This is a genomic window from Streptomyces sp. SID13031, assembly GCF_010548305.1.
Taxonomy (GTDB): domain Bacteria; phylum Actinomycetota; class Actinomycetes; order Propionibacteriales; family Kribbellaceae; genus Kribbella.
On sequence record NZ_JAAGLV010000001.1, the window covers coordinates 270546 to 294557 of the forward strand.

General features: G+C 69.1%; 26 protein-coding genes and 1 pseudogene. 16 read left to right on the forward strand and 11 right to left on the reverse strand.

Annotated features, from left to right (window positions below; translation table 11 throughout):
- Nucleotides 1–44: 44 nt before the first annotated feature.
- Together G3I17_RS01200 and G3I17_RS01205 are read left to right on the forward strand one after the other, a co-directional pair.
- The gene (locus G3I17_RS01200; protein ID WP_164593042.1) at nucleotides 45–866 is read left to right on the forward strand and encodes an alpha/beta hydrolase; all 822 of its coding nucleotides are present in this window, start codon (nucleotides 45–47) and stop codon (nucleotides 864–866) included.
- Nucleotides 867–938: 72 nt separating this feature from the next.
- Nucleotides 939–2405: a glycosyltransferase 87 family protein gene (locus tag G3I17_RS01205; RefSeq protein ID WP_203589579.1), complete on the forward strand. Its 1467-nt coding sequence runs from the start codon at nucleotides 939–941 to the stop codon at nucleotides 2403–2405.
- On the opposite strand, the gene G3I17_RS01210 is transcribed toward G3I17_RS01205, so the two are convergent.
- A complete protein-coding gene (locus tag G3I17_RS01210) occupies nucleotides 2402–3334 on the reverse strand; it encodes a threonine/serine dehydratase (protein WP_164593046.1) in 933 nt (310 codons plus the stop codon). The two genes, G3I17_RS01205 and G3I17_RS01210, sit on opposite strands and share 4 nt — an antisense overlap.
- Nucleotides 3335–3414: 80 nt before the next feature.
- Between G3I17_RS01210 and G3I17_RS01215 the strand changes: the two genes are divergently transcribed.
- A complete protein-coding gene (locus G3I17_RS01215) occupies nucleotides 3415–4200 on the forward strand; it encodes a class I SAM-dependent methyltransferase (protein ID WP_203589580.1) in 786 nt (261 codons plus the stop codon).
- On the opposite strand, the gene G3I17_RS01220 is transcribed toward G3I17_RS01215, so the two are convergent.
- Nucleotides 4186–4446: a WhiB family transcriptional regulator gene (locus tag G3I17_RS01220; protein WP_164593050.1), complete on the reverse strand. Its 261-nt coding sequence runs from the start codon at nucleotides 4444–4446 to the stop codon at nucleotides 4186–4188. The two genes, G3I17_RS01215 and G3I17_RS01220, sit on opposite strands and share 15 nt — an antisense overlap.
- Before the next feature lie 156 nt (nucleotides 4447–4602).
- Here G3I17_RS01220 and G3I17_RS01225 point away from each other — a divergent pair, with 156 nt between their 5' ends.
- Nucleotides 4603–4785, forward strand: a complete 183-nt coding sequence (locus G3I17_RS01225) for a DUF998 domain-containing protein (protein ID WP_164593051.1) — start codon at nucleotides 4603–4605, stop codon at nucleotides 4783–4785.
- 35 nt (nucleotides 4786–4820) lie between these two features.
- Here G3I17_RS01225 and G3I17_RS01230 read toward each other — a convergent pair whose 3' ends face one another.
- The 6 genes and pseudogenes from G3I17_RS01230 to G3I17_RS01250 all read right to left on the reverse strand — a co-directional run bounded on the left by G3I17_RS01230 (nucleotide 4821) and on the right by G3I17_RS01250 (nucleotide 9192).
- On the reverse strand, nucleotides 4821–4970 hold the full coding sequence (locus G3I17_RS01230) for a hypothetical protein (RefSeq protein ID WP_164593053.1): 150 nt from the start codon (nucleotides 4968–4970) through the stop codon (nucleotides 4821–4823).
- A gap of 31 nt (nucleotides 4971–5001) precedes the next feature.
- The gene (locus G3I17_RS01235) at nucleotides 5002–5859 is read right to left on the reverse strand and encodes a hypothetical protein (protein ID WP_164593055.1); all 858 of its coding nucleotides are present in this window, start codon (nucleotides 5857–5859) and stop codon (nucleotides 5002–5004) included.
- Nucleotides 5860–5864: 5 nt separating this feature from the next.
- Complete coding sequence (locus G3I17_RS01240) at nucleotides 5865–7244, reverse strand: glycosyltransferase 87 family protein (protein WP_203589581.1); 1380 nt, start codon at nucleotides 7242–7244, stop codon at nucleotides 5865–5867.
- Nucleotides 7241–7942, reverse strand: coding sequence for a class I SAM-dependent methyltransferase (locus G3I17_RS39620; protein WP_203589679.1), 702 nt, complete (start codon nucleotides 7940–7942; stop codon nucleotides 7241–7243). Before G3I17_RS39620 ends, G3I17_RS01240 begins: the two co-directional genes overlap by 4 nt.
- A 21-nt stretch (nucleotides 7943–7963) precedes the next feature.
- A pseudogene (locus G3I17_RS39625) lies at nucleotides 7964–8527 on the reverse strand (TIGR04282 family arsenosugar biosynthesis glycosyltransferase); the annotation flags it as partial.
- A complete protein-coding gene (locus G3I17_RS01250) occupies nucleotides 8524–9192 on the reverse strand; it encodes a glycosyltransferase family 2 protein (protein ID WP_164593061.1) in 669 nt (222 codons plus the stop codon). The pseudogene G3I17_RS39625 and the gene G3I17_RS01250, both read right to left, overlap by 4 nt.
- A gap of 122 nt (nucleotides 9193–9314) precedes the next feature.
- On the opposite strand from G3I17_RS01250, the gene G3I17_RS01255 reads away from it, so the two are divergent.
- Both G3I17_RS01255 and G3I17_RS01260 read left to right on the forward strand, forming a co-directional pair.
- Nucleotides 9315–10013 (forward strand): response regulator transcription factor, encoded by a 699-nt coding sequence (locus G3I17_RS01255; RefSeq protein WP_343238180.1) that lies wholly within the window; start codon nucleotides 9315–9317, stop codon nucleotides 10011–10013.
- Nucleotides 10010–11173, forward strand: a complete 1164-nt coding sequence (locus G3I17_RS01260) for a HAMP domain-containing sensor histidine kinase (protein ID WP_164593065.1) — start codon at nucleotides 10010–10012, stop codon at nucleotides 11171–11173. Before G3I17_RS01255 ends, G3I17_RS01260 begins: the two co-directional genes overlap by 4 nt.
- Nucleotides 11174–11311: 138 nt before the next feature.
- Here the strand turns inward: G3I17_RS01260 and G3I17_RS01265 are convergent, their stop codons facing one another.
- Together G3I17_RS01265 and G3I17_RS01270 are read right to left on the reverse strand one after the other, a co-directional pair.
- Complete coding sequence (locus G3I17_RS01265) at nucleotides 11312–12367, reverse strand: NAD-dependent epimerase/dehydratase family protein (RefSeq protein ID WP_164593067.1); 1056 nt, start codon at nucleotides 12365–12367, stop codon at nucleotides 11312–11314.
- Entirely contained in the window at nucleotides 12364–13176 is an 813-nt protein-coding gene (locus G3I17_RS01270; RefSeq protein ID WP_164593069.1) for an S-methyl-5'-thioadenosine phosphorylase, read from the reverse strand. The genes G3I17_RS01265 and G3I17_RS01270 overlap by 4 nt, the downstream gene beginning before the upstream one ends.
- Nucleotides 13177–13296: 120 nt before the next feature.
- Between G3I17_RS01270 and G3I17_RS01275 the strand changes: the two genes are divergently transcribed.
- Nucleotides 13297–13782, forward strand: coding sequence for a hypothetical protein (locus G3I17_RS01275; RefSeq protein ID WP_164593071.1), 486 nt, complete (start codon nucleotides 13297–13299; stop codon nucleotides 13780–13782).
- Nucleotides 13782–14627 (forward strand): sigma-70 family RNA polymerase sigma factor, encoded by an 846-nt coding sequence (locus G3I17_RS01280; protein ID WP_203589582.1) that lies wholly within the window; start codon nucleotides 13782–13784, stop codon nucleotides 14625–14627. The genes G3I17_RS01275 and G3I17_RS01280 overlap by 1 nt, the downstream gene beginning before the upstream one ends.
- Here the strand turns inward: G3I17_RS01280 and G3I17_RS01285 are convergent.
- Nucleotides 14609–16261, reverse strand: coding sequence for a bifunctional 3'-5' exonuclease/DNA polymerase (locus G3I17_RS01285; protein WP_164593073.1), 1653 nt, complete (start codon nucleotides 16259–16261; stop codon nucleotides 14609–14611). The two genes, G3I17_RS01280 and G3I17_RS01285, sit on opposite strands and share 19 nt — an antisense overlap.
- A gap of 924 nt (nucleotides 16262–17185) precedes the next feature.
- On the opposite strand from G3I17_RS01285, the gene G3I17_RS01290 reads away from it, so the two are divergent.
- The 8 genes from G3I17_RS01290 (at nucleotide 17186) to ruvC (ending at nucleotide 24009) form a co-directional block, all read left to right on the forward strand.
- Nucleotides 17186–18514: a PLP-dependent aminotransferase family protein gene (locus G3I17_RS01290; protein WP_203589583.1), complete on the forward strand. Its 1329-nt coding sequence runs from the start codon at nucleotides 17186–17188 to the stop codon at nucleotides 18512–18514.
- A 141-nt stretch (nucleotides 18515–18655) separates the two neighbouring features.
- Nucleotides 18656–19558, forward strand: a complete 903-nt coding sequence (gene pdxS, locus G3I17_RS01295) for a pyridoxal 5'-phosphate synthase lyase subunit PdxS (RefSeq protein ID WP_164593077.1) — start codon at nucleotides 18656–18658, stop codon at nucleotides 19556–19558.
- A gap of 29 nt (nucleotides 19559–19587) precedes the next feature.
- Entirely contained in the window at nucleotides 19588–20133 is a 546-nt protein-coding gene (locus G3I17_RS01300; RefSeq protein ID WP_203589584.1) for a hypothetical protein, read from the forward strand.
- Between the two features lie 2 nt (nucleotides 20134–20135).
- Nucleotides 20136–20723 carry a pyridoxal 5'-phosphate synthase glutaminase subunit PdxT gene (gene pdxT, locus G3I17_RS01305; RefSeq protein WP_343238195.1) on the forward strand — a complete coding sequence of 196 codons (588 nt, stop codon included), beginning with the start codon at nucleotides 20136–20138 and terminating at the stop codon, nucleotides 20721–20723.
- A 34-nt stretch (nucleotides 20724–20757) separates the two neighbouring features.
- A complete protein-coding gene (locus G3I17_RS01310) occupies nucleotides 20758–21519 on the forward strand; it encodes a YebC/PmpR family DNA-binding transcriptional regulator (protein WP_164593083.1) in 762 nt (253 codons plus the stop codon).
- A 100-nt stretch (nucleotides 21520–21619) separates the two neighbouring features.
- Nucleotides 21620–22081 carry a hotdog fold domain-containing protein gene (locus G3I17_RS01315; RefSeq protein ID WP_164593085.1) on the forward strand — a complete coding sequence of 154 codons (462 nt, stop codon included), beginning with the start codon at nucleotides 21620–21622 and terminating at the stop codon, nucleotides 22079–22081.
- Between the two features lie 60 nt (nucleotides 22082–22141).
- Nucleotides 22142–23311: a GNAT family N-acetyltransferase gene (locus G3I17_RS01320; RefSeq protein WP_164593087.1), complete on the forward strand. Its 1170-nt coding sequence runs from the start codon at nucleotides 22142–22144 to the stop codon at nucleotides 23309–23311.
- 86 nt (nucleotides 23312–23397) lie between these two features.
- Nucleotides 23398–24009: a crossover junction endodeoxyribonuclease RuvC gene (gene ruvC / locus G3I17_RS01325; RefSeq protein WP_164593089.1), complete on the forward strand. Its 612-nt coding sequence runs from the start codon at nucleotides 23398–23400 to the stop codon at nucleotides 24007–24009.
- Nucleotides 24010–24012: the final 3 nt, after the last annotated feature.

The following is a 24012-nucleotide window of genomic DNA, read 5'->3' on the forward strand; positions in this document are numbered from 1 at the left end:
GCCACAGTTCTGACTGATTCCGAACCCGGACGGACGGCGGGACGATGCTCGACTATCTGACAGGAGCCGGTGGTCGCCGGCTGGATCATGTACGGCGCGGGCGGGGTGCGCCGTTGTTGCTGATCCACGGGATGGGCGCCCATCACGCGATGTGGGGTGAGGAGCTGTTGTCGCTGCTGGAGCCGGACTTCGACATCGTCGCGTACGACCATCGGGGGGTCGGGCGCGGCGACCGGGCGGACGAGGCGTTCAGCACGGCCGATCTGGCCGACGACGCGGCCGCGGTGATCGAGTCGCTGGGGTGGAGCGACGCGCTGGTGTTCGGGATCTCGCTGGGCGGGATGGTGGCGCAGGAACTCGTCCTGCGCCACCCGGAGCTCGTCCGCGCGCTCGCGATCGGGTGCACCTGGGCGGGCGGGCCGGAGGGGGTGATGTCGGAGACGTCGCGCCGGATGGTCGAGGCGTGCGCGACCCGGGACCCCGACCACGCGACCAAGACGAGTTTCGAGGCCAACTTCTCCCGGCGGTTCGCTGCCGAGACACCGGGGCTGTTCGAGGAGTACCAGAACCGTGCGCTCTCGGTGAAGATTCCGGTACCGGTGATCCAGCTGCAGTGGCAGGCCGCGCTCGCCCACGACACGGGTGACCGGCTCGGCGCGATCACGACACCCACCATGGTCCTGCACGGTACTGCGGACGCCGGCATCCCGGTGGTGAACGGGCGCCGCCTGGCCGGGCTGATCCCGGACGCCCGGCTGGAGCTGTTCGAAGGCGCCGGCCACTTCTTCTGGTGGGAGGACCCAGCCCGGGCCGCAGCACTTCTGACCGGGCTGGAGGGACGCGCGGCCGACCGTAATGACGCATAGGGGTGGACAACCTGGGTAACCTGGCGGGCGCCGCCTGCCAGGCGGTCGAGCGGATAGGAGACGATGGCCACCGTGACGCCACCACGTGCCCAGGACTCGCAGCCTCGGCCGGACTCGCAGCCTCGGCCGCCCGAGGTCGAACCGGCCGTCGCGCGCCTGACTGTGGGCCTCGGCGGTCCCGCCGGCAGGTTCGCCCGGCTCAGCTCGTCCTGGTGGACGCCGCTGCGGATCGCGCTCGCGGTGTGCACGATCACCTTCGCGCTCGGCGTATTGCAGAAGGCGCCCTGTATGGACGCCGGCTGGGACCGGCAGAGCTGGCGGCCGTTCAAGGCGCTGTGCTACTCCGACATCGGCTACCTCTACCAGGAGCGCGGCTTCGCCGAGGGCAATCGGCCCTTCCTGGACACCGGTAACTACCCGGTCCTGGAGTACCCGGTGCTGACCGGCGGCTTCATGGAGGTCGCGGCCAGGGTCACCTGGGTGTTCACCGGTGACCCGAAGAAGGACCTGACCGCCGAGCAGAAACGCGACACGGCCGGCGTCTTCTTCGTCGTCAACGTCGCGATGCTCTTCCTCTGCGCGCTGCTGCTGGTCGGCCTGACCGTGGCGACCGCGCGCGGCGTCGCCAAACGCCCCGGCGGGGCCCGTGGGCAGCCGATGGTCGCCCTGTACGTCGCCGCCGCGCCGGTGCTCGCCTTCACCTCCACGATCAACTGGGACCTGTTCGCGGTGGTACTGACAGCGGGCGCGATGTGGGCCTGGTCGCGAGGGAAACCGATCTGGTTCGGCATCCTGCTCGGGCTGGGGACGGCGGCGAAGTTCTACCCGTTCCTGCTGCTCGGGCCGCTGCTGATCGTCTGCCTGCGCGGCCGGAAGCTGTGGCACTGGTTCCTCGCCGCCGTGGCCACGGCGTTCAGCTGGGGGCTGGTGAACGCGCCCATCTATCTGCTGGCCAAGAACGAGTGGCTGTCGTTCTGGGTCTTCAACGACGAACGCGAGAGCGACTACGGCTCGATCTGGTACGTCCTGAAGCTGGCCAAACACGAGGTCGCCGACGTCAACCAGCTCAACATCGTGATCTTCGCCGGCCTGTGCCTGTCGATCGCGATCCTCGGGCTGATGGCACCGCGGCCGCCGCGGTTCGCGCAACTGGCGTTCCTGGTGGTCGCCGCGTTCCTGCTGGTCAACAAGGTGTACTCACCGCAGTACGTGCTCTGGCTGCTGCCGCTGGTCGCGCTGGCTCGCCCGAAGCTGCGGGACTGGCTGATCTGGCAGGCGTGCGAGACGTTCTACTGGATGATGGTCTGGCTGCATCTGGCCCAGTTCCTGGCGCCGGGGTCGCCGGATCAGCCGGACAAGATCTACTGGCTGTCCGTCGTCCTACGGATGGCCGGCACGCTGTGGCTGATGCTGGTCGTCGCCCGCGACATCCTGCTCCCGGAGAAGGATCCGGTTCGTCAAGGCGACCTGGTCAACGACCCGGGTGACGGCGTCGTCCCGGACCTGCCACCGCGGCAGCTGGATCCTGCTCACGCCTAGAGGGCCAGCTTTGCGACGTCCAGGTTGCCGCCGCTGACCACGCTGGCGGTCAGGCCGTCGCCCAGCTCGAGCTTCTTCTCGAGCAGGGCGGCGAACGGCGCGGCCGCGGCCGGCTCCAGCGCGAGCTTGGTGCGGGACATGACGAGCTTGGTCGCCTCGATGATGGCTTCCTCGCTCACCCGCACCACCTGGTCGACGTACTGGGTGATGATCGCGTAGTTGTGCGTGCCGCAGATCGGGGCGGCGAGGCCGTCGGCGACGCTCTTGGCCGTCGGCAGCTTCTGCGGTGAGCCTGCCGCGAGGCTGCGGCTGACGACGTCGGCGTTCTCGGGCTCGATGCCGATCACGCGGATCCCGGGCTTGAGCAGCTTGACCGCCAGCGCGACACCGGAGATGAGCCCGCCACCGCCGACGGGTACGAGCACGGTCTCGATCTCCGGCCGGTCTTCGAGCAGTTCCAGCCCGAGGCTGCCGTGCCCGGTGATCACGTCGAGGTCGTCGAACGGATGCACCCCGGTCAGCTTGCGCTCGTCCCGGATCGACTCGTAGGCGCCGATCAGATCGCCCTCGACCAGCTCCACCTGAGCCCCGTACGCACGAGCAGCCGCGATCTTGGCCGGTACTGCGGTCTTCGCCATCACCACGGTCGCCGGTACGCCGGCGTCGCGAGCAGCCCAGGCGAGGGCGCCGGCCGCATTGCCGGCCGAGACGGTGATGACGCCGCGCTCGCGTTCCTCGGGAGACAGCTTGAGCGTTTTGTTGAGCAGCCCGCGGACCTTGAAGCTCCCGGTCTTCTGGAACAGCTCGGCCTTCAGCGTGAGCCGCCCGCCGAAGAGCTCGTCGAGGGCCGACGACTCGACCATCGGGGTCCGGTGGATCCGCCCGTACAGTCCGGCGGCGGCGCTGCGAACGTCCTCGATGCTCGGCATACCTCAGACATTAACGGTTGTGAGAAACCTGACGGCGATCGCGTTCGTCTCACCAGGTACGACAGAGTGGAGGCGTGGACATGGGGTTCGGAGGTGAGGTGGCCGGCTTCTACCAGCGCTATCGGCGCGGGTATCCGGCTGAGGTGATCGATGGCCTGGTGAGTGCCTTCGAGCTGACCCGGGACGACGTGGTCGTCGATCTCGGCTGCGGCACCGGACAGCTCGCACTACCGCTCGCGGAGCGGGTCCGCGCCGTCATCGGGATGGATCCGGAGCCCGACATGCTCGCCGAGGCCCGCCGGGTGGCGGCCGACCGGAGCAACCTGAGCTGGATGGTCGGCTCCGACGCGGATGTGTCCGTGCTCGGCGCGCTGCTCGGCAAGGAGTGCCTCGGCGCCGTCACGATCGGCCAGGCACTGCACTGGATGGATCACGACACCTTGTTCCACGCGCTCCACCCACTGCTCCGCGCGGGTGGCGGCGTCGCCGTCGTGACGAACGGGACGCCGCTCTGGCTGCAGGACAGCGACTGGTCCCGAGCACTGCGACGCCACCTGGAGCTGTGGCTGGACTCCGAGGTCACCGCGACCTGCGGCACAGACCCGGACAGCCGCACCCGGTACGCCGAAAGCCTGTCCGCCGCCGGCTTCACCGTGAACCAGCGCCAGTTCCACTACACCGACGTACTCGACCTCGACCACATCATCGGCGGCGTCTACTCCGCCCTCCCGGTCAACCTCCTCCCGCCCCTCGACCAACGCTCGTACTTCGCCAAGCAGGTCGGCCGGGCCTTGGAGGGGCACGCGCCGTTCGACGAACGGATCGACGTCACCCTCCTGACCGGAACGCGCTCAGCTCGCGGCTGACTCCGGGTGGCCGCGGCGGCGGCCGTAGAGGAGGCGTTGGCCGGCCGCGGTACCGGTGAACTTCTCGCGGCGAGCCCACGCTTGGCACTCGGTGAGCACTGGGCAGCTGGACAGGCAGAGCTCGCGCGCCTTGCGCTGTTCCCAGGGCGTTGCAGTCTCGTCGTACAAGGATGCTTGTCCGACGCAGGCTGCCTTGGTCATCCAGCGGTCCGCGGGGTCTGCGATCACTGTCAGGGTCGGCCTCATGGTGTAAACGCTAAGTGCCTTCACGGGTGGTCCGCGTCGCGTCTTAGAATATGAGAGCTAGTCGACTTAATTACTACACTATGAGCCGGCTGTCCGGTACCCGCGAACAGGCCCGACGTCTCTGCTGAGAACACCACCCAGCGGAGAGGAACGACCATGACGATCAACCGGACGGCGTACTGCGGAGTACTGGCGGCGCCGCTCTTCCTGACGCTCTGGGCCTTGCAGGCCTTCACCCGCGACAGCTTCGACCCGGCCAAGCACCCGATCAGCCTGCTCGCCCTAGGCGACGCCGGCTGGATTCAGATCACGAACTTCATCCTCACCGGCAGCCTGTAGCACCGCATCCTGCATGAGATCGGCTTCGGGGTCGCTCAACTCGCCTGGACGGCGGCCGCGATCGTGTTCGCCCGGCGCCTCACTGGTACTCGGCGCCTGGCGTCCATCGCGGCGATCGTCGGCGCGCTGGTGATCGCCGCCTGGCCGGACGTCGACACCTTGAGCGTGCGACTGGTGGTCGCCACGGCCGTCCAGCTCGGCTTCCTGGCGGTGCTGTCAGCTCAGGCGGCCGGCTATCGCGGTGGCGAAGCGGGTCGCGGAGTCGGCGGCCAGCGGGAGGAACAGGTAGGGCTCGATCAGTTCGAGCTCCATCAGGAGGTACCGGCCGTTGCTGACGATGCCGTCGACGCGGGCATAGACGGGCGCGCGGCGGGTGTTCGCCGCGGCCAGGGCCTCGGTTGAGCCGTTGAGGACGATGGCCGGCGGGTCGAGCAGCTCGGCAGTGCCGCCGAAGTCGTTCTGCACCCGGTAGTCACCAGCTGCCGGTTGCTTCAGGACCGCGTGGCTGAACTCGCCGCCGAGGAAGATGAGCGACCACTCGCCCTCGCTCTGGATCTCCGGCTGGAAGGGCTGCACGAGGTAGACGTCGTCGGGCAGCTCGTCCATCGCGCGGTTGAGGTCGGCGGAGCCCGCAGTGCCGCGGATCGTGTGGTGCGCGGTCGCGCTGACGGTCGGCTTGATGACGATCTGCTGGCCGTCCAGCCCGGCGACGACCTCGCGCAGGCACGCGCCGGCCGCGACCTGGGACGGCACGATCGCGACGCCCCGCTCGCGCAGTTCCAGCAGGTAGCGCTTGTCGGCGTTCCAGCGGACCAGGTCTGCGTCGTTGAGAACCTTGACACCGGCCTTGTCGAGCTGGCCGAGCCACTCGGTGAATTCGAGATAGCGCCGGTGGTAGTCCCAGACGGCACGCAGCAGGACTGCGTCGTAGGAGGACCAGTCGACCGACGGGTCGGTCCACACCTCGGCCACCGGCTCGAGGCCGGCGGCCTGGAGGGCGGCCGCGAGCGGCAGGTCGTGCGGGTGCAGCTCCGCATGGTCAGCAGAGTTCGCCAGTGCGATACGAGGACTCACGCCGATCAGTGTTGGCGTGCCTCGATCAGTTCGTCAAACCGGGCCGGTGTGGCTCTCTGATGACGCAGGGTGATGGTGATGACAACGATGACAAGGGCGGCGGCGTAGATCAGGCCCTGGCGCTGGTCGTGGCCGAAGCTGGCGTAGGCGAGGTAGGCGGCCACCGGTACGACGAGCCACTCGAACCGGCCGGCCAGGACTGCGAGGGCGATCAAGGGCAGCCCGTACCAGGGGTAGGTCGGCGTGGTGATCAGCAGCGCGGCGCCGTACAGCCAGCAGCAGGTGACGGCGATCGGCTCGCGGCCGTGGCGATGGAGGGCCAGGACGGCGAGCGTCACGGCGAGTAGCCCGGCGGCGAGCTGGCGGGCCTCAGGAGGCAACAGCAGCGCGAGAATCGCCGAGCGGGAGCTGCCGTCGTCGAAGCCTTCCTGGGTCAGGTAGCCGGGGAGGAAGCCGATCACGAGAGTGCCGGCCGCCAGCAGGTGCGGGAGGTAACTGGCGATAAAGGTGCCGATGGCAACTACCGGCGTACGGAGGTCTCGTTGCTTGAGTGCTGTGAAGGCTGGGAGCAGGAGGAGAGGGAGGAGTTTCGTGGCTGCGGCGGCGCCGAGGAGGATGCCGGCGAGGATCGGCCGGCGGCGGGTCGCCAGGACTGCGGCGGCGATGATGATGAGGGCTGCGAGTACGTCGACGTGGGCGGCGCTGCCGGCTTCCAGGGCCACGATCGGTGACCAACCCCACAGCAAGGCCCAGCGTGGGTCGCGGTTGCGGCGCTTCAGTTCGAGGGCGAGGAGTGCGGTCAGGGCGACGGCGAGTGCTGCGGCGGCTACCTGGAGTCCGAGGGTGCCTGCTGACCAGGGGGTGAGGAGCGCGACGGCCGCGAAGTACGCCTGGGCGACGGGCGGGTAGATGGTCGGGACTCGCGGGCGGTTGATCTTCGTGCGTGGATCGTCTGCTGACAGCGCGGCGACCGCGGCAGGATCGTGCGGAACTCGCGGCGGCCCGGTCACCCCGGACCGATCTGTCGGTGAGAGCCCGGGGAACAGCACTGGGTCCCGCAGTTGCGCCAACTCGTCAGCGAGCGGGACGTGCGAATACGGCGAACTCCCGGACAGTTGCACCCGCCCGTCCCAGACATACCGATAGGCGTCGGTACTGGTGATCGGCGCGCTCAGCAGCCCGGGCACCTGACAAACAGCCGCGATCGCAACCACGGTCAGCACCGCGTGGCGGCCGGCCGGGCGCCGCGTCACCGCCCAGCCGACCCCGCCAACCACACCGCAAGCGGCTAGTAGAGCGAGATTCGGCCACCACCCAGCAGCCTCGGCCGCAATCACGCCCGCCGAAACCCCAACCGCAACCGCCCCACCCATCACCAACTTCACCGGTAGGTCGCTTGGCGGAGGGTGGTGGTGACGGGGGAGCGGCGGAAGGTCAGGAAGGCTCGGTTGGCGGCTCGCCAGTCTTCGGTGGCGAGCAGGTCGGCGGCGAGGGCGTGGCGGATCACGGCGCGCGTTCCGGCTCTTGCCCAGGGCAACGGTCGGGAGCGGCGGCCGCCGTTGCTGTGCAGCACGATCGGGGAGTCGTCGTCGAGGTCGTCGTCGGGATCCACCTCCACCAGGACCATGCCGTCGGGGCGGACCAGCTCAGCGCAGCGTCTCAGGAGCAGGTCGGGCGCACCCCCGATGCCGATGTTGCCGTCCATCAGGATGACGCTGCCCCAACGGCCTTCGCCCGGCAGCGGCTCCTGCACCGGGCGTCTGAGGGCTGGTGCGCCCCGGTTGGTGGTGAGCAGGACCGCCTCGGCGGAGATGTCGACGCCTAGCGCGGGGATGCCGCGCTCGGCCAGTGCGGTCACGATCCGGCCCGGCCCGCAGCCGATGTCGAGCACCGGACCTTCGCACCGGCTCAGCGCCAACCGGTCGACCTCGTCAGCCGGGGCCTGCCACCGATCCACCTCGCAGAGCGACGGTAGCCGCTGCCCATCGGTGCCGGTGGCAACTACTCGCGCGCCGGCGAGCGCCTTCTCGAACAGCAACCCCGGCGACGCCGAGTGCTGCAACCGCCGATGCAACCGCGACATCCGCAACGCGGGGAAGAGCGCTGCCAACGCCGCCGCATCGTCCGGTGTGTCCATGTCCCGCAGTGTCGGCAGCAGCAACACCTTGTACCCGAGCAACCGCAGGCGAGCTAGCTGGTCGGCGCCGGTGTGGTCAGTAGACATCGGTACGCCGACCAGCGCTCGCCGGTCCGGTTGACGCAACCCGAGGCACCAGTAGCCGCCGTCCTCGGTCAGCCCGAGTACTGCGTCATGCCCGGCCCAGTCGACCTCCAGGAGCTCTGGCGTCAGCTGGGGAGTGTCCATCCCGACCAACAGCATCGGCCCGCCGGCGTACGCGTCCTCGAATGCTTCTGCAAGTCGCTCTGCCAAGCCATCACCCCGTTGCTGGAGGACCTGGAACCCCATGGGCAACCACGGGCCGGTCTGCCCGTCCAGCGCGAGTACCTGGCGGCGTACCGGCGTGGACTGGACAGCGGCGAGCGTGTCGGCCAGCGAGGCGCGTGCGAGCGCCGCCGCCTCCGCCGGGGTGAACTCGGTCTGCAACCGCGTCTTCACCCGCCCCGGCACTGGCTCCTTGGCGATGACGATGAGCGTGTCCGTTCTCATGCCGACAACACCTTTGACATGTCCAGCACGGCCCGCGCGGCCCCTAGCGGCGTACCGGTGACCTTGGAGCGTCCAGAGCGCGGCAGGTAGTCGACGTCGACCTCTGCGATTCGCCAGCCCGCGTCGGCGGCCTTCACCACGGTCTCCAGCGGGTAGCCGGAGCGACGGTCGCGCAGATCCAAGCCCAGCAAGGCCTCTCGCCTCGCCGCGCGCATCGGCCCCAGATCACGGAGCTGTACTCCGGTACGGCGGCGTATGCGCCTGGATAGCTCGGCATTGGCCAGCCGTAGGTGCCACGGCCACACATCGCGCGACACCGGTCGCCGCCTGCCGAGCATGAGGTCGAACTGACCGGCCAGGACGGGCGCGGTTACCCGTACGAGCTGCCGGGGATCCAGGGAGGCGTCTGCATCGAGGAAGGCGACCATTGGCGCAGTACTGGCTTCCAGACCCGCGTGACATGCAGCGCCGTACCCGCGGATCTCACAGGGCACCACTAGAGCGCCCAGACCGGCAGCGATCTCGGCAGAGCCGTCAGTGGAACCGTTGTCGGCGACAACAGCCCGTACGCCGGCTGGCAGCCGGGCGAGCACCCACGGCAGCGCGGCGGCCTCGTTGAGGCACGGGAGGATGAGATCGACTTCGGCTGCGGGTTCGGCTGGCACTCTTCGACGGTAGGGAGAATCGGCCGGTTTCCGGGGCCGGAAGCGCCTACCGCTCGCTTACGTCCCACTCCGGAGCTCGCATGGTCGCGCTTTCGGCCGGACGGAAGATCTACGCTCGACCAGTGGCTACTCGTGTGCTCGTGGTGGACGACGACCCGACCGTGTCGAATGTCGTCTCGGCGTACCTGACCAAGGCCGGGTACGACGCCCGCGTGGTCGCCGACGGCGTGACGGCGGTCGAGGTGTGGCAGCAGTGGAAGCCGTCGGTCGTAGTACTGGACGTGATGCTGCCCGGACTGTCCGGCCTGGAGGTACTGCGCCGCATGCGTGCCGCCGACGACGGTGCGGCGGTGATCATGCTGTCGGCCCGGGGCGAGGAAGAGGATCGCCTGGTCGGGCTGGAGTTCGGCGCGGACGACTACGTGGTCAAGCCGTTCAGCCCGCGCGAGCTGACGCTGCGGGTGCAGGCGATGCTGCGGCGCGAGGAGCGGCTGGCCGGGCTGGATCTGACGCCGACCAAGGTGAGTGGCGGGCCGATCACCGTGGACACGGCGGCCCGGATCGCCACGCTGGACGGTCGCGAGCTGTCGTTGACGCATCGCGAGTTCGACCTGCTGGCGTTCCTGGTCTCGCATCCGGGCAAGGCGTACACGAAGGCCGAGTTGTTGCGGCGGGTGTGGGGCTGGGACTTCGGGGACTCGTCGACGGTGACCGTGCACGTGCGGCGGCTGCGCGAGAAGATCGAGGTGGATCCGTCCGATCCGCAGCTGGTACTGACCGTGCCGCGGACCGGCTATCGCTTCGCAGGTGAGGCCGAATGAACCGCGACCAGATCACGATCCTCGCGCTCACCGCCGGCTGGACGCTGGTGGTCGGGGTGCTCGGCGGGGCGGTGCTGTGGCGGTTCCGGCGGAAGTCGCTGCGGATCACGATGATCGTGGCGGGCGTCGTACCGATGCTGGCGGCTCTGGCCGCGGTGACTCAGAGCGTGCAGGCGATGTTCATCTCGGCACACGACTCGCTCGTCGTGCTGTGGACCCTGGCGTTCTCCGGGCTGCTGGGCCTGGCGATGTCGGTGCTGCTCGGGCATTGGGTCAGCACGGGCTCACGTGACGTCGGGCGACGCCTGCGACACCTCGGTACATCGTACGAGCCGGTGACGGGCAGTACCAACGTGCCTGCCGAGCTGTCGGCGATCACTGACGAGCTGGAGATGACACGCAAGAAGCTGGCCGCGTCGAATGACCGCGAGCGAGCGCTGGAAGCAAGCCGGCGAGAGTTGGTCGCCTTCATGTCCCACGATCTCCGGACTCCGCTCGCCGGGTTGCGGGCGGTCTCGGAGGGGTTGGAGGACGGCGTCATCGACGACGTGCCCGGCGCGTTGCGGCAGATGCGGACGACGGTCGACCGGATGACCGGGCTGGTGGACGATCTGTTCGAGCTGTCGCGGTTGTCGGCCGCGCCGCCACCGCGTCGACGGTCGGCCGTCAGCCTGCGGGAGCTGGCCGAGGACGTGGTGGGGGAGAGCTGTGAGCACGCTCGATCGGAGGGCGTGGCGCTGACGGTGTCGACGCCGGCGGACGACGACCGCCTCGCGGTCCATGGCGACGCGGACGAACTGACGCGCGCCGTCACCAACCTGGTCGGCAACGCGATCCGCCACACCGAACGAGGCGGCACGGTCAAACTCACCGTCGACCGCGAAGAAGACGGCCGAGTCCGCCTGGCCGTGACCGACGCCTGCGGCGGCATCCCCGACGACGACCTGGACCGAGTCTTCGACATCGGCTGGCGAGGCGACGAACAACGCACGCCCACCAACGCGTCGGCTACTACCGGTGCCGGTAGTAGCGGAGGCGGCCTGGGGTTGGCCATCGCCCGAGGGGTGGTCGAATCCCACGAAGGCAACATCGCCGTAGCCAACACCCCCGGCGGCTGCACCTTCAAAATAGAACTCCCCCCAGTAACCGCCACCCCCTGACAACCCCCGCTGTTCGCCAAGTGCGTCGACTGCTCCGGACCGCCAGCACATGCCAACCATCGCTGGCGGCGTTGTGGACGCCGGGGCCGACGGTGCTCTTGGGCCAGAGGCAGCGTTGGTGTTTGGTGGGGCTCCGGGTCAGCTGTGTTTCAGCAGGTCTGCCAGGCCTGAGCGTAGGTCGTAGTCGGGCTTCCAGCCGAGCTCGTCCCGCAACCGCTCGGACGACGCGGTGATGTGCCGGACGTCGCCGAGGCGGTAGGCGCCGGTGACCACGGGCGCGGGACCGTCGTACGCACGCGACAGCTCAGCCGCGAGGTCTCCGATGGTGCGGACCGTTCCGCTCCCCACGTTGTAGGCAGTGAACGGCGAAGGCGCGGTGAGCGCGGCTGCGGCGGTCGCTGTGGCGGCGGCCGTGGCTGTGGCGGTGGCGACTGCGGTGGCGATGTCGGTGACGTGGATGAAGTCTCGGCGTTGGTTGCCGTCCTCGTAGACCTTCGGGGCCTCGCCACGTTCGAGCATGGAGCGGAAGATGGCGGCCACTCCGGCATACGGAGTGTTGCGGGGCATACCGGGGCCGTAGACGTTGTGGAAGCGGAGCGCGGTGACCTGGCCGCCGGTTTCCCGAGCCCAGGTCGCGGCGAGGTGTTCGCCGTGGAGTTTGGTGGCGGCGTAGGTGTTGCGGGGATCGAGGCGCGCGTCTTCGCTGACCAACCCGGGACGCAGTGGCTCAGCGCAGATCGGGCAAGGCGGTTCGAACTGCCCCAGAGCCAGATCCTCGACGCGACGCGGCCCGGGGGAGACGGCGCCGTGGCGGTTGCACTCGTAGTGGCCTTCGCCGTAGACGACCATCGAGCTGGCAAAGACCAGCCGCCGCACCTTCTGACGACCCATCGCGCGAAGCAACACGGCGGTACCGAGGCTGTTGGTACTGACGTAGTCGTCCATATCGTCGAGGTCGACCCCCAGCCCGACCTTCGCCGCGAGATGGAGCACCGCATCCACGTCATCCAACGCCCGGGAGACCGCTTCGAAATCGCGGATATCGGCGACGATCAACCCATCGATGACCGGCTTGATCTGGTGGACATCCGGACGCAGCGAGTCGAGCACCCGAACCTCATGACCGTCCGCGACCAACTGCGCGTGCACATGCCGTCCGATGAACCCGGCACCACCCGTGAGCAGAATCTTCACCAGAGATCCTCTCCATCGGTCCCATCCAGGGCGTGCCGGCAACTGCAATCCTCATCCGGCTTGGGCAGTTGCCCGATCACCTCGGTCAGCAGTCCCTTCAGTCGCTCGATGCTGCGACCGAAGACCTCAAACACCTCCGCCTGGGTCACGCCTCCGCCGGCCTCGACACCGGCATCGTGATCGGTGACAACGGCAACCGAGGTGTAGCAAAGCGCGAGCTCGCGAGCCAGCGACGCCTCCGGAGCACCCGTCATCCCGACCACCGACCACCCCTGCGCCGCATGCCAGCGAGACTCCGCCCGGGTCGAGAACCGAGGCCCGTTGATCACCACCATGGTGCCCTCGGCAACCACCGACCCGTTGCCCGCGGCAAGGACGGCTGCCCGCCCGGCAGCGCAGTACGGATCAGCCACCGACACATGCACGACCGGCGCGGCCACGCCGGAGCCGCCGCCGAGTCCGTCGTAGACGGTGTGCTCGCGTCCCCAAGTGCGATCGACGTACTGGTCCGGGACGAGCATCGTCCCCGGCGTCAGCGAAGCGCGCAGCGAGCCGACCGCGCAGGGTCCGAGCACCTGCCGTACGCCGAGGTGTCGCAGCGCCCACAGGTTGGCGCGGTAGTTGACGCGATGGGGCGGCAGGCGATGGTCCGCGCCGTGTCGGGGGATGAACGCGACCTCGCGCCCGTTGACGAGCCCGACCACGGGCGGTTGGCTCGGCGGGCCGAACGGCGTTTCGACCTCGACCGGTCGCGCCCCGGTCAGGAACGAGTAGAAGCCGGACCCACCGATCACACCGATTTCTGCCATGCGATCGACCCTAGGATCCCGCGACCCGGCAACTACCCGATCCGCCCGGACCGTCAGGGCTCCGTAATCGACGACCGGGGGCGGTGGGGGTGGGGAAGGTATTGATGGTCGAATGGCCCCGTGACGGTCTCCGGAGCGCTGATTGTGGTAGGAGTCCTGCTGCTCCTGCTCGGCGCCTACAGCAGCTGGACCGCCGGCCGCATCGACCGCCTCCACCACCGCGTCGCCACCGCCCGCGCCTCCCTGGAGACGGAACTCGCCCGCCGCTCCGCCCTGGTCGCCGAGCTGGCCGGCAGCGGCGTACTCGACCCCGCCTCCTCCCTACTCTTGCTGGATGCAGCCCACCGAGCCCGTACTGCGAACAGCGACGAGCGCGAGCGATCCGAGTCGGCGTTGACGCGCGCGATCGGGGCGACTGCGACCGACCTGGAGCCGTGGGCGACAGAGCTCGGTACTGCGTCGCGGCGGGTCCAGTTGGCCAGGCGGTTCCACAACGACATCGTGGTGTCGACCCGCGAGCTGCGGCGGCGCCGGATCGTCACCTGGTTCCGGCTGGCCGGTCACGCGCCGATGCCCGGCACCATCGAACTCGAGGACGGCAGCTGATGACCGTGACCGAGGGGACCTTCGCGGAGCAGGCGGAGCAGTTCCGGTACGAGCTGCGCGTGCACTGTTACCGGATGCTCGGCTCGTACGACGACGCCGAGGACCTGGTCCAGGAGACCTTCCTGCGCGCCTGGCGCAAGCGCGAAGACTTCAGGGGTGAACACAGTGAGGGCCGGTCGTCGTTCCGCGCCTGGCTCTACAAGATCGCGACCAACGCCTGCATCGACGACGTACGCCGCCCGCAGCGCGTCCTGCCGCATCAGCTGGAGCCCTCGTCCTGGCCGACCGGCGAGGCCGTTGCCCGCGACGACCTGCCTTGGCTGCAACCGTTCCCGGATGTGCTGCTCGACTCCAGCGTCGCCTCGGTCAACAGTGCCCTGCAGCGGGCTCGGCCGGTACTACGGGAGCACCTGCCGGCCCGGCGTACGGAGTGGGCGCCGACGGGGGATCCGTCAGCGGACGAGCAGGCGTTACTGGCGAAGTACATGACTGCCTGGGACCGGGCCGACTCGGCCGGGATCGCCGCGCTGATGCACGAGGACATCCGGATCACGATGCCGCCGTACCCGTTCTGGTTCTCGGGCCGGGTGGACGCCGAGCGGATCTGGGCCGCAAACCTCGAACCGGGCGGCGACACCAACCGGGGCGACTGGCGGTTCGTGGTCATCGGCGTGAACCGTCAACCCGGGCTGGCGGGCTACCTGAAGGTTCCCGGCGACAGTCTCTACCGGCCTTTCGGCATCGACGCCTTCCGGATCGAGGACGGCCTGATCGCCGAGCTGACCGCCTTCGAGTTCACCGACTTCGAGCGACTCGGACTACCGCCCTATTTGGCGTCGGCATAGACCTCCACGATGGCGGTCGTGAAGGGGAAGCGGGTGGGGGTCTCGCCGAAGGTGATCCGGCCCGCCAGGTCGCCCGCGGCCTGGATCGCCAGGGCAACCTCGTCGGCCTCACCGGCCGGGCAGTGCACGATCACTTCGTCGTGCTGGAAGAAGACCAGCTCGGCCTTGAGCTCGGTGATGGACTGTCGGAGCGCCGCCATCATCAACAGCGCCCAGTCGGCAGCTGACCCTTGGACAACGAAGTTCCGGGTGAACCGGCCGCGTGCCCGAGCGTGTCGTGCATCCGTCTGCCGCTCCTCCGACGGACCTTCCAGCATCGCCTCGTCGATCGGCGAGCCCGATGGCGGACAGGTCCGCCCGAGCCAGGTGCGGACCAAGCGGCCCTCCTCACCGGCTCGCGCCGCATCGTCGACGTACGCGACGGCCTTCGGGAACCGCTTCCGCAGCATGGCCAGATTCTTCAGCCCGTCGCCTGACGTCTGCCCGTAGATCGAGCCCAGTACGGCGAGCTTCGCCATCCCGCGATCGCCCGAGAACGCCTTGTCCGAAACGGCTTTGTAGAGGTCGCCCGAGTCGCCGGCGACCTCCATCAACCCGGGATCGCGGGAGATCGCGGCCAGTACGCGGGGCTCCAGCTGCGACGCATCGGCGACCACCAGCCGCCAGCCGGGATCGGCGACCACCGCGCGGCGGATGACCTTGGGGATCTGCAGCCCGCCACCACCGTTCGTCACCCAGCGCCCGGACACTGTGCCGCCGGGGATGAAGCCCGGCCGGAACCGCCCGTCGTGGACCCAGTCGTTGAGCCACGTCCAGCCGTTGGCCGTGTAGATCCGGTAGAGCGTCTTGTACTCCAACAGCGGCGCGACGGCCGGGTGGTCGATCCGCTCGAGCTCCCACTTCCTCGTCGTGCTGACCTGGTGCCCGGCGTTCTTGAAAGCCTTCAGCACGTCGGCGGGCAGATCCGGCCGGACCCGTCGGCCGAACGCCTCCGAGATCTGATCGGCCAACTCGGTCAGCCGTCGCGGCTCGCCACTGCCGGCGAACCGGTCGCCGAGCAGCTCGTGCAGCAACGCGCGATGCGTCTCCGCGCTCCAGGGCAGCCCGGCACGATCCATCTCGGCGGCGACGAGCATCCCGGACGACTCCGAGGCGGTCAGCAGCCGCATGCGCTCCGGATACTCGGCTTGTCGGTGCCGGCGAAGCTGGTCGGCGTAGACCTGGAGCAGCACCTCGAAGGCGATCGGCTCCTCGTGGATCTCGAACAGAGACGACTGCTCACCCGGTGTCGTCGACCGCAACGGCGGATCGGGAGGTACCGGCTTGCCACTCAACCGCGCCCACGCAGCCGCCGCCGACCGCGGCTCACCCCATCGCCCCTCATGCCCGAGCAGCAGCAACTCAGCAGCCTCGACGTCATAACACCGCTCAACCCGCACCCCCGCCGCGAGCAACCGCGGATAAATCTCCGGCGTAGACCGCCAAACCCACCGAGTCACCTCCGGCCGCGCCCCCACCGCCGCGGCCAACTCCCGCTCCCGCACCACCGCCCCAGCAGGCAGCCCGTCAGGACGCAGGGCAACAAGCAACGCCCCACCACCCTCCACCGGCGCAATCGCCCACCGCTCATCCATACCCCCGATCCTCACACCCCCCACCGACATTCCCCCCACCCACACCGCACCACTCACCGCACGGCCCAGCTCACCACTCACCTCACCCCGCAGGGCTCACCTCGCCTCGCGCCCGCTCGCGTCGCCCGGACCGCCCAGCCCGGCTCTGCCCGCCCCACCTCGCACCCGCTCACCTCGCCCCACCTCGCCTCGCGCCCGCTCGCCTCGCCCCGCTCCTACCCCTGGCCGTCGCCCATCGTTTGAGGGGTCAACCCCTCATACGATGGGTTGCCCCTTCGGAATCGGGCTGGTCAACCCACCGTCTGAGGGGTTGACCCCCGGGTTGACCCCTCAAACGTCGCCCAGCCGCATGCCAGGCTCCACCCCCTTGCACAGGGTTCCCCACTGCCCTGCCAACGGGCGTACCCCACAGCCAGGGGTCAGCTCCCCGCCGCGGGGTTCACCCCGCGATGAGGGTTCCGCCTCTCGTACCAGGCTCCGCTCCTCGTACTGGGGTTCCGCTCCTCGTACCGGGTTCCGCCTCTCGTATGGGGCGCAGCCTCGCGCCGAGGGGTTCGCTCGGGGAAGCGGGGGCGCCCTCGAGGTGGGTTCGCCTTCTTTGGTGGGTTCGCACATTGGCGTGGCAGTGGGGAGCCCCGTTGGCAGGGAGCGGCACCCCTTGGTGGGGTTCGCCTCGGGGGTGAGGGGCGCTCTTGGGTGGGTTGCGTGTTGGTCTGACGATGGGCGAACCCCACCAAGCGGGGTTAGCCCTCTTGGTGGGGTTCGCCCGCCGGGGTGGATGGGGGCGGGGCGGGAGTGCGGGGTGAAGGGGCGCGGGAGTGCCGGGGTGGGGGGGCAGGGGGTGCAGGGAGTGCGGGAGTGCACGGTGAGTGAGGCCAATTGTGGGAGGCTGGACTTATGTGGCGGGGGAGTGATTTGGATCCGGTGGATGGGACCAAGACCGAGCAGGTCGAGGCTCTTGTGTTGCGGCGGATCGAGCGGGGGGATCTGTCGATCGGATCCCGGCTTCCGTCGGAGCGGGTGCTGGCTGAGCGGCTGGGGCTCAGCCGGGTGACCGTTGTGCGGGCGTTGGACCAGTTGCGGGCCGACGGCGTGCTGGAGACGAAGCGTGGCTCCGGTACTCACGTCAGGCCGCTGGACAGGCTCCTGGACCCCATTGCGCCCGCCTCGACCGTCTCCGCGGGCGACCAGCCACTCCTGGATCTACGGTTCGCCACCACGGCCGCACCACACGACGTGGCCGAGGTAGCGGCGCAGATAGTGGCAGAGCGCCTCCCGCAGGCCATGGGCGGCGACGGCCCGCCGTCTGGCGGCTCACTAGAGCTCCGTACTGCGCTCGCGGAGCGCCTCACCTTGGAGGGCGTACCGACCGAGCCGGGCCAGTTGACGCTGACAGTAGGTGCCGCAGCCGGCCTCAACGCCGCCCTCGCCGGGCTAGACCTAGGACCTGGCGTGGCGATCACCGAGTCGCCGACGTACCCAGCAGCCTTCGACCTGCTCCGCCGACACCGGCTGGACGTGGTCGGCTGGCCGGCGGGTGTCTGGGACACGGATCAGCTGGCCCACCTCTGTCGGCGACACAAGCCGAAGGTGATCTACCTCCAGGCGGACAACCACAACCCCACCGGCCTCAGCCTCCCAGCGGACCGGCGTACGGCCGTAGTGGAGATCGCCCGGCGGTACGACGCGGCCCTGATCAGCGACGAGACCATGCGCCCGCTCTGGCTGGCCAGTGGCGATCAGGCCGAGCCTCTGAGCCGCTACCCGCGCACTGTCAGCGTCGGGTCGCTCAGCAAGACGGTCTGGGGCGGTCTGCGCGTCGGCTGGGTCAGAACCGGGCGCCAACTGCGCAGGCGGATCAACACGTCGGCCCAGCTCAGCGTGACGTCACCCAGCGCACTGGACGACCTACTGGCGCAGGCGATCCTTGGCCGGCTCGACCGGGTGATCTCCCGGCGCAAGACGCGACTCCGCTCCAACCTGGCCGCTCTCGAGACTGGGCTGAAGACCCTGGACGGAGTGGCGTGGCCGACCCCGACCGGTGGGATGACGCTGTGGCTCGAGTTCACCGAAGTACGCGCGAGGCGCGTGCTGGAGGCTGCTCGGGGGCAGGGGCTACTGCTGGGAGCAGGCGATCTCTTCACGCCGGACGGCACCGACCGGCGGCATATCCGGATTCCGTTCACCGCACCACCCGCCACGCTGCGACTCGTCGTCGCCCGCCTGAGCGCCGCGCTCGACCAAGCGAGCTGAGTCACAGCTCGGTCCGGTCTCAGTCCAGTTGATCCGAGGTGGACTGATGGTTGTCAGTCCAGTCGTCCTAGGCTGGACGTGTGCCAGGGCAGCAAAAAGGCAGCAAGAAGGCCGCAGCAAGGCCGTGACCAGGAGGATGCAGTGACCGAGACCCAGAACAGCCCGCAGACCGGTACCGCGAAGGTCAAGCGGGGGATGGCCGAGATGCTCAAGGGCGGCGTGATCATGGACGTCGTCACCGCCGAGCAGGCCAAGATCGCCGAGGACGCCGGCGCCGTCGCGGTGATGGCGCTCGAGCGGGTCCCGGCCGACATCCGCGCCCAGGGCGGCGTCTCCCGGATGAGCGACCCGGACATGATCGACTCGATCATCAACACCGTGTCGATCCCGGTGATGGCCAAGGCCCGGATCGGTCACTTCGTCGAGGCGCAGGTGCTGCAGAGCCTCGGTGTCGACTACATCGACGAGTCCGAGGTGCTCACCCCGGCCGACTACGCCAACCACATCGACAAGTGGAACTTCACCGTTCCCTTCGTCTGTGGCGCGACCAACCTGGGCGAGGCGCTGCGCCGGATCACCGAGGGCGCGGCGATGATCCGCTCCAAGGGCGAGGCCGGCACCGGTGACGTGTCCAACGCGACCACCCACATGCGCCAGATCCGCCAGCAGCTCCGCCACCTGCAGAACCTGCCCGAGGACGAGCTGTACGTCGCGGCGAAGGAGCTGCAGGCGCCGTACGAGCTGGTCAAGGAGGTCGCACTGGCCGGCAAGCTTCCGGTCGTGCTGTTCACCGCCGGTGGCATCGCCACTCCGGCCGACGCCGCGATGATGATGCAGCTCGGCGCCGAGGGCGTGTTCGTCGGCTCCGGCATCTTCAAGTCCGGCAACCCGGCCCAGCGCGCCGAGGCGATCGTCAAGGCCACCACCTTCTACGACGACCCGGACGTGCTCGCCAAGGTCTCCCGCGGTCTGGGCGAGGCCATGGTCGGCATCAACGTCGACGAGATCCCCCAGCCGCACCGGCTCGCCGAGCGCGGCTGGTAACGGCCCGGCTCTCGGTGGCAGACGAAGTAGTGAGTGAGCGGACCGCGCGCGAGTTGCGCGGTCTCGCTCGCGTTCTGGTCCGCTCCGGGTACGCCGACCGCGCGGCGGTCACCGCTGCGTTGACCGAGGCCGTGCAGGAAGACGCACCGGCGGCCGACCCGGTTGTACTCGTGCCGGAGCTGGTCGACGAGGCAGTGGCGGCACTGGCGAGCGACTCGGCTGGGTGGCCCGAGGAGACCGATCCGGACCGGCTGGACGAAGTACTGGCTGAGCTGGAGTCTCTGGGCGTTGTAGTAGTCCGCTACACCTCGGACCATCACGCTGCACGTGAAGTACTGGAGTCGGCGACCGACCCCAAGGGACTGGTGTTCTTCACCGACACCGACGTCTGGCACGCGGTCGACTTCAGCATGCTCGAGCTGAAGGTCTGGCACCCCGACACGGCCAACGTCGCGCCAGGGGAGTCGCTCCTGGACGACGTACTGGCTCTCCTGCGCGAGCGGGAGCTACCGGCCACCTTCGACGAGGGCCGGATCGAAGTGACCATCGACTGGCAACGGAGGGTTCAGCTGTGACCGTGATCGGCGTATTCGCGCTGCAGGGCAACGTGCGGGAGCACCTGGCGATGCTGGAGACGGTCGGCGTCGAGGCCCGGCCGGTACGCCGCCCTGCCGAGCTCGCCGCCGTCGACGGGCTGGTGCTGCCCGGTGGCGAGTCGACCACGATGGACAAGCTGGCCCGGACGTTCGAGCTGTTCGAGCCGTTGCAGAAGCGGATCGCGGACGGGTTGCCGGTCTTCGGGACCTGCGCCGGGATGATCATGCTGGCCAACGAGATCACCGGCGGGATCGAGGGCCAGGAGACGCTCGGCGGGCTGGACGTGACGGTCCGGCGGAACGCGTTCGGGCGGCAGGTCGACTCGTTCGAGGCGGATCTCGACTTCAGCGCGTTCGACGCGCCGTACCATGCCGTGTTCATCCGGGCACCGTGGGTGGAACGCGTCGGGCGCGACGTCGAAGTACTGTCGACAGTCCGGTCCGGCCCGGCCACGGGTAGGATCGTCGCGGTTCGCCACGATCGGCTGCTGGCCACGTCGTTCCACCCGGAGATGACGGGTGACGCTCGGCTGCACGGCTACTTCGCCGATCTGGTGCGCGACCTCTAGGTCAGTTGCAGGCGGTAGAAGGGTTGGGTTCGCGATGTCAGGCCACTCCAAATGGGCCACCACCAAGCACAAGAAAGCGGTCATCGACTCGAGGCGCGCCAAGCTCTTCGCGAAGCTGATCAAGAACATCGAGGTGGCCGCCCGGACGGGCGGTGGTGACCTCGCGGGCAACCCGACCCTGTACGACGCGGTCCAGAAGGCGAAGAAGTCGTCGGTCCCGAACGACAACATCGACCGCGCGGTCAAGCGCGGTTCCGGCGCCGAGGCGGGTGGCGCGGACTGGCAGTCGATCACGTACGAGGGCTACGGGCCGAACGGCGTCGCGATGCTGATCGAGTGCCTGACCGACAACCGCAACCGCGCCGCGGCCGACGTCCGGACGGCGATGACGCGTAACGGCGGCTCGCTGGCCGACCCGAACAGCGTCGCGTACCTGTTCCACCGCAAGGGCGTCATCGTGGTGAACAAGGAGCAGGACGGCAAGACCTACTCCGAGGACGACGTGATGGAGGCGGTGCTCGAGGCCGGCGCCGACGAGGTCAACGACCTCGACGAGTCCTTCGAGGTGATCAGCGAAGCCGGCGACCTGGTGAAGGTCCGGACCGCGCTGCAGACCGCCGGGATCGACTACGAGTCGGCCGACGCGTCGTTCGTGCCGTCGATGACGGTCGATCTCGACGCCGACGGCGCCGGCAAGATCTTCCGCCTGATCGACGCGCTCGAGGAGAGCGACGACGTCCAGAACGTCTACGCCAACTTCGACGTCTCCGACGAGGTGATGGCCGAGGTCGTCTGACCTCTGCACGGCGCAAAACGTCCGGCGAACCCACAGCGGGTTCACCGGACGTTTGTCGTCAGTGGCGCCAAATGCCCTACTCGTGGGTAATATAAGCCGCATGGCGAACCAGGTGCTGGGTATGTGGGAGAAGTTCCGCGGATTTCCGGGTGGCTCCAGGCTGTTCTCGCTGGCCTTCACCTGGAAGGCGCCGTACTTCCGGTCGATCCGCCCACACTTCGTCCAGGTGAGCCCCAACTTCGCCTCCCTCGTACTACCCAAGCGCCGCGCGGTCCAGAACCACATCGGCACCGTGCACGCCATCGCCGTCTGCAACGGCCTGGAGGCGGCGATGGGCGCCCTCGCCGAAGCGACCGTCCCCACCGGCAAGCGTTGGCTGCCGAAGGGCATGGAGGTCGCCTACCTCGCCAAATCCACTTCCGACCTCACCTGCTCGGCTGAGACTGACCCGGCCGCGTGGACGACCGGCCCCGACGTCCCCGTCCACGTCAAGGCCACTCGCGCCGACGGCACGGTCGTAGTACAGGGCACCATCAACCTCTGGGTCACCGACAAGAAATAACTGGGTCATCGCAAGATGAAGGCTGCGTACTCCGGTCCCTCGCCGTCGTAGGGTCTGGGCGTGGCTGATGACTTGCGGTTGGTGGATGTCCGGACCGAGCAACTGGAGGATGTCGAGCGGGTGCGGTCGAGGTCTTTCGGCCTCCTGGAGCCTGCGCGGCGCGAGGCGTGGATTGCCGACGCGCAGACGTTCATCGACGACGGCCGGATGCTCGGGGTGGTGGATGGCGACGAGCTGATCGCCTCGGCTCGGTACTGGCCGTTCCAGCAGTGGTGGGGCGGCCGCAAGGTGCCGATGGCCGGCGTGGCGGGTGTCGTCGTCGCTCCGGAGTACAGGGGGCGTGGTGTCGGCAGCAAGCTGATGCGCGGGGTGCTCGCCCGAGCAGTCGAGCAGGGCTATCCGCTGTCGGGCCTCTACCCGGCGACCACTGTCATCTACCGGCACCTGGGCTACGAGTTCGGTGGCGGCCGCTTCCGGTGCACCTTCCCCGCCGCGGACCTGCGGTCGCTGGGTGGCAAGGACGTCACTGTCCGCCGCGCCGGTTCTGCTGACGCCAAGCGTTTCCTGGAGCTTGCCGACCAACTGCACAGCTCCGCACGGATCAGCGGACCGCTGGTATGGCCAGAGGCGAAGGTGGCCGAGTGGCTGGGGGAGGACAACAGCTTCTGCTACCTGGCTGACGACGGGTTCGTCGTCTATGGCTGGGAGGGCGACATGCTGCGAGTGGAAGAGTTGGTGGCCGGCTCCGAGGCCACTGCGCGTGCCCTTTGGTCGGTAGTGGGCTCAGGGTCCTCCATCTCGACGGACGTCGATGCCTACCTGTCTCCTGACGACCCTGCTCATCTCCTCGTCGACCAGGAAGCTGACAAGCAGAGAGTGGTCCAGCAATGGATGCTGCGGCTGCTCGATGCTCCGGCAGCGATCGCGGCGCGCGGCTTCGGGCCAGGCGTTTCACTGGAGGTCGATCTGGAGCTGGACGACTCAGAGCTCGCCGCCAACACCGGCCGCTGGCACCTGTCCGTCTCAGGCGGCTCCGGCGCGCTGACCCCATCCACCTCCTCCGGCGACGCCCTGCGACTCGGTTCCCGTGGCCTGACGGCCCTGTACTCCGGTACGCCGCTCGCCTCGGTGCGCAAGGCCGGGCTGGCGTCGGGTGGCGCGGCCGCCGACGACGGGGCGATCGACACGGCCTTCGCGGGCGCGACGTCGTACATGCTCGACTACTTCTGAGGTCGTCCACAGCCTGCGGAGTGTCGATTTCGTGGGCTTCGGGCGCGGCGTCTAGGGTAGTCGAACAAACGTTCGGAGGTGATCCAGTGCGCGTGCTCGGTGTCGACCCGGGACTGACCCGGTGTGGCCTCGGTGTCGTCGAGGGCACCCCCGGCCGGCCGCCGACGCTAGTCGCCGTCGGGGTGATCCGGACGCCGCCCGATCTGGACGTCGCGAAGCGGCTGGTCCGGATCGAGGCGGAGCTGGAGGAGTGGATCATCGAGCACCGGCCCGACGCGGTCGCGGTGGAGCGGGTCTTCGCCCAGCAGAACGTGCGGACGGTGATGGGCACGGCCCAGGCCGCCGGGGTGGCGATGGTGGTCGCCGCGCGGCGCGGATTGCCGGTGGCGCTGCACACGCCGAGCGAGGTGAAGGCGGCGGTCACCGGTTCGGGCCGGGCCGGCAAGGAGCAGGTGACCACGATGGTGACCCGGATCCTGAAGCTGCCCGAGCGGCCGACCCCGGCCGACGCCGCGGACGCCCTCGCGCTGGCGATCTGCCACGTCTGGCGAGGCGGAGTGACGAACCGGCTGGAAGAAGCAGCCGGCACCCGTGCGAACCTCGAGGCCGCCGCCCAGGCACAGTCGCGCCTGCAGGTCGCGAGGCTGAGAGCAGCGGTGGCTGCCCAAGCCGCACCGACCCAGAAGGGCCGACGATGACGG

Excerpts from the sequence above, each read along its gene's own strand:
- G3I17_RS01220 (WP_164593050.1), bottom strand. The coding sequence starts at position 4,446 with ATGAGGCCGACCCTGACAGTGATCGCAGACCCCGCGGACCGCTGGATG.
- G3I17_RS01270 (WP_164593069.1), bottom strand. The coding sequence starts at position 13,176 with ATGGCAGAAATCGGTGTGATCGGTGGGTCCGGCTTCTACTCGTTCCTG.
- G3I17_RS01225 (WP_164593051.1), top strand. The coding sequence starts at position 4,603 with ATGACGATCAACCGGACGGCGTACTGCGGAGTACTGGCGGCGCCGCTC.
- G3I17_RS01310 (WP_164593083.1), top strand. The coding sequence starts at position 20,758 with ATGTCAGGCCACTCCAAATGGGCCACCACCAAGCACAAGAAAGCGGTC.
- G3I17_RS01280 (WP_203589582.1), top strand. The coding sequence starts at position 13,782 with ATGACCGTGACCGAGGGGACCTTCGCGGAGCAGGCGGAGCAGTTCCGG.
- G3I17_RS01210 (WP_164593046.1), bottom strand. The coding sequence starts at position 3,334 with ATGCCGAGCATCGAGGACGTTCGCAGCGCCGCCGCCGGACTGTACGGG.
- G3I17_RS01200 (WP_164593042.1), top strand. The coding sequence starts at position 45 with ATGCTCGACTATCTGACAGGAGCCGGTGGTCGCCGGCTGGATCATGTA.
- G3I17_RS01260 (WP_164593065.1), top strand. The coding sequence starts at position 10,010 with ATGAACCGCGACCAGATCACGATCCTCGCGCTCACCGCCGGCTGGACG.
- G3I17_RS39620 (WP_203589679.1), bottom strand. The coding sequence starts at position 7,942 with ATGTCGCGGTTGCATCGGCGGTTGCAGCACTCGGCGTCGCCGGGGTTG.
- G3I17_RS01285 (WP_164593073.1), bottom strand. The coding sequence starts at position 16,261 with ATGGATGAGCGGTGGGCGATTGCGCCGGTGGAGGGTGGTGGGGCGTTG.
- G3I17_RS01315 (WP_164593085.1), top strand. The coding sequence starts at position 21,620 with ATGGCGAACCAGGTGCTGGGTATGTGGGAGAAGTTCCGCGGATTTCCG.
- G3I17_RS01215 (WP_203589580.1), top strand. The coding sequence starts at position 3,415 with ATGGGGTTCGGAGGTGAGGTGGCCGGCTTCTACCAGCGCTATCGGCGC.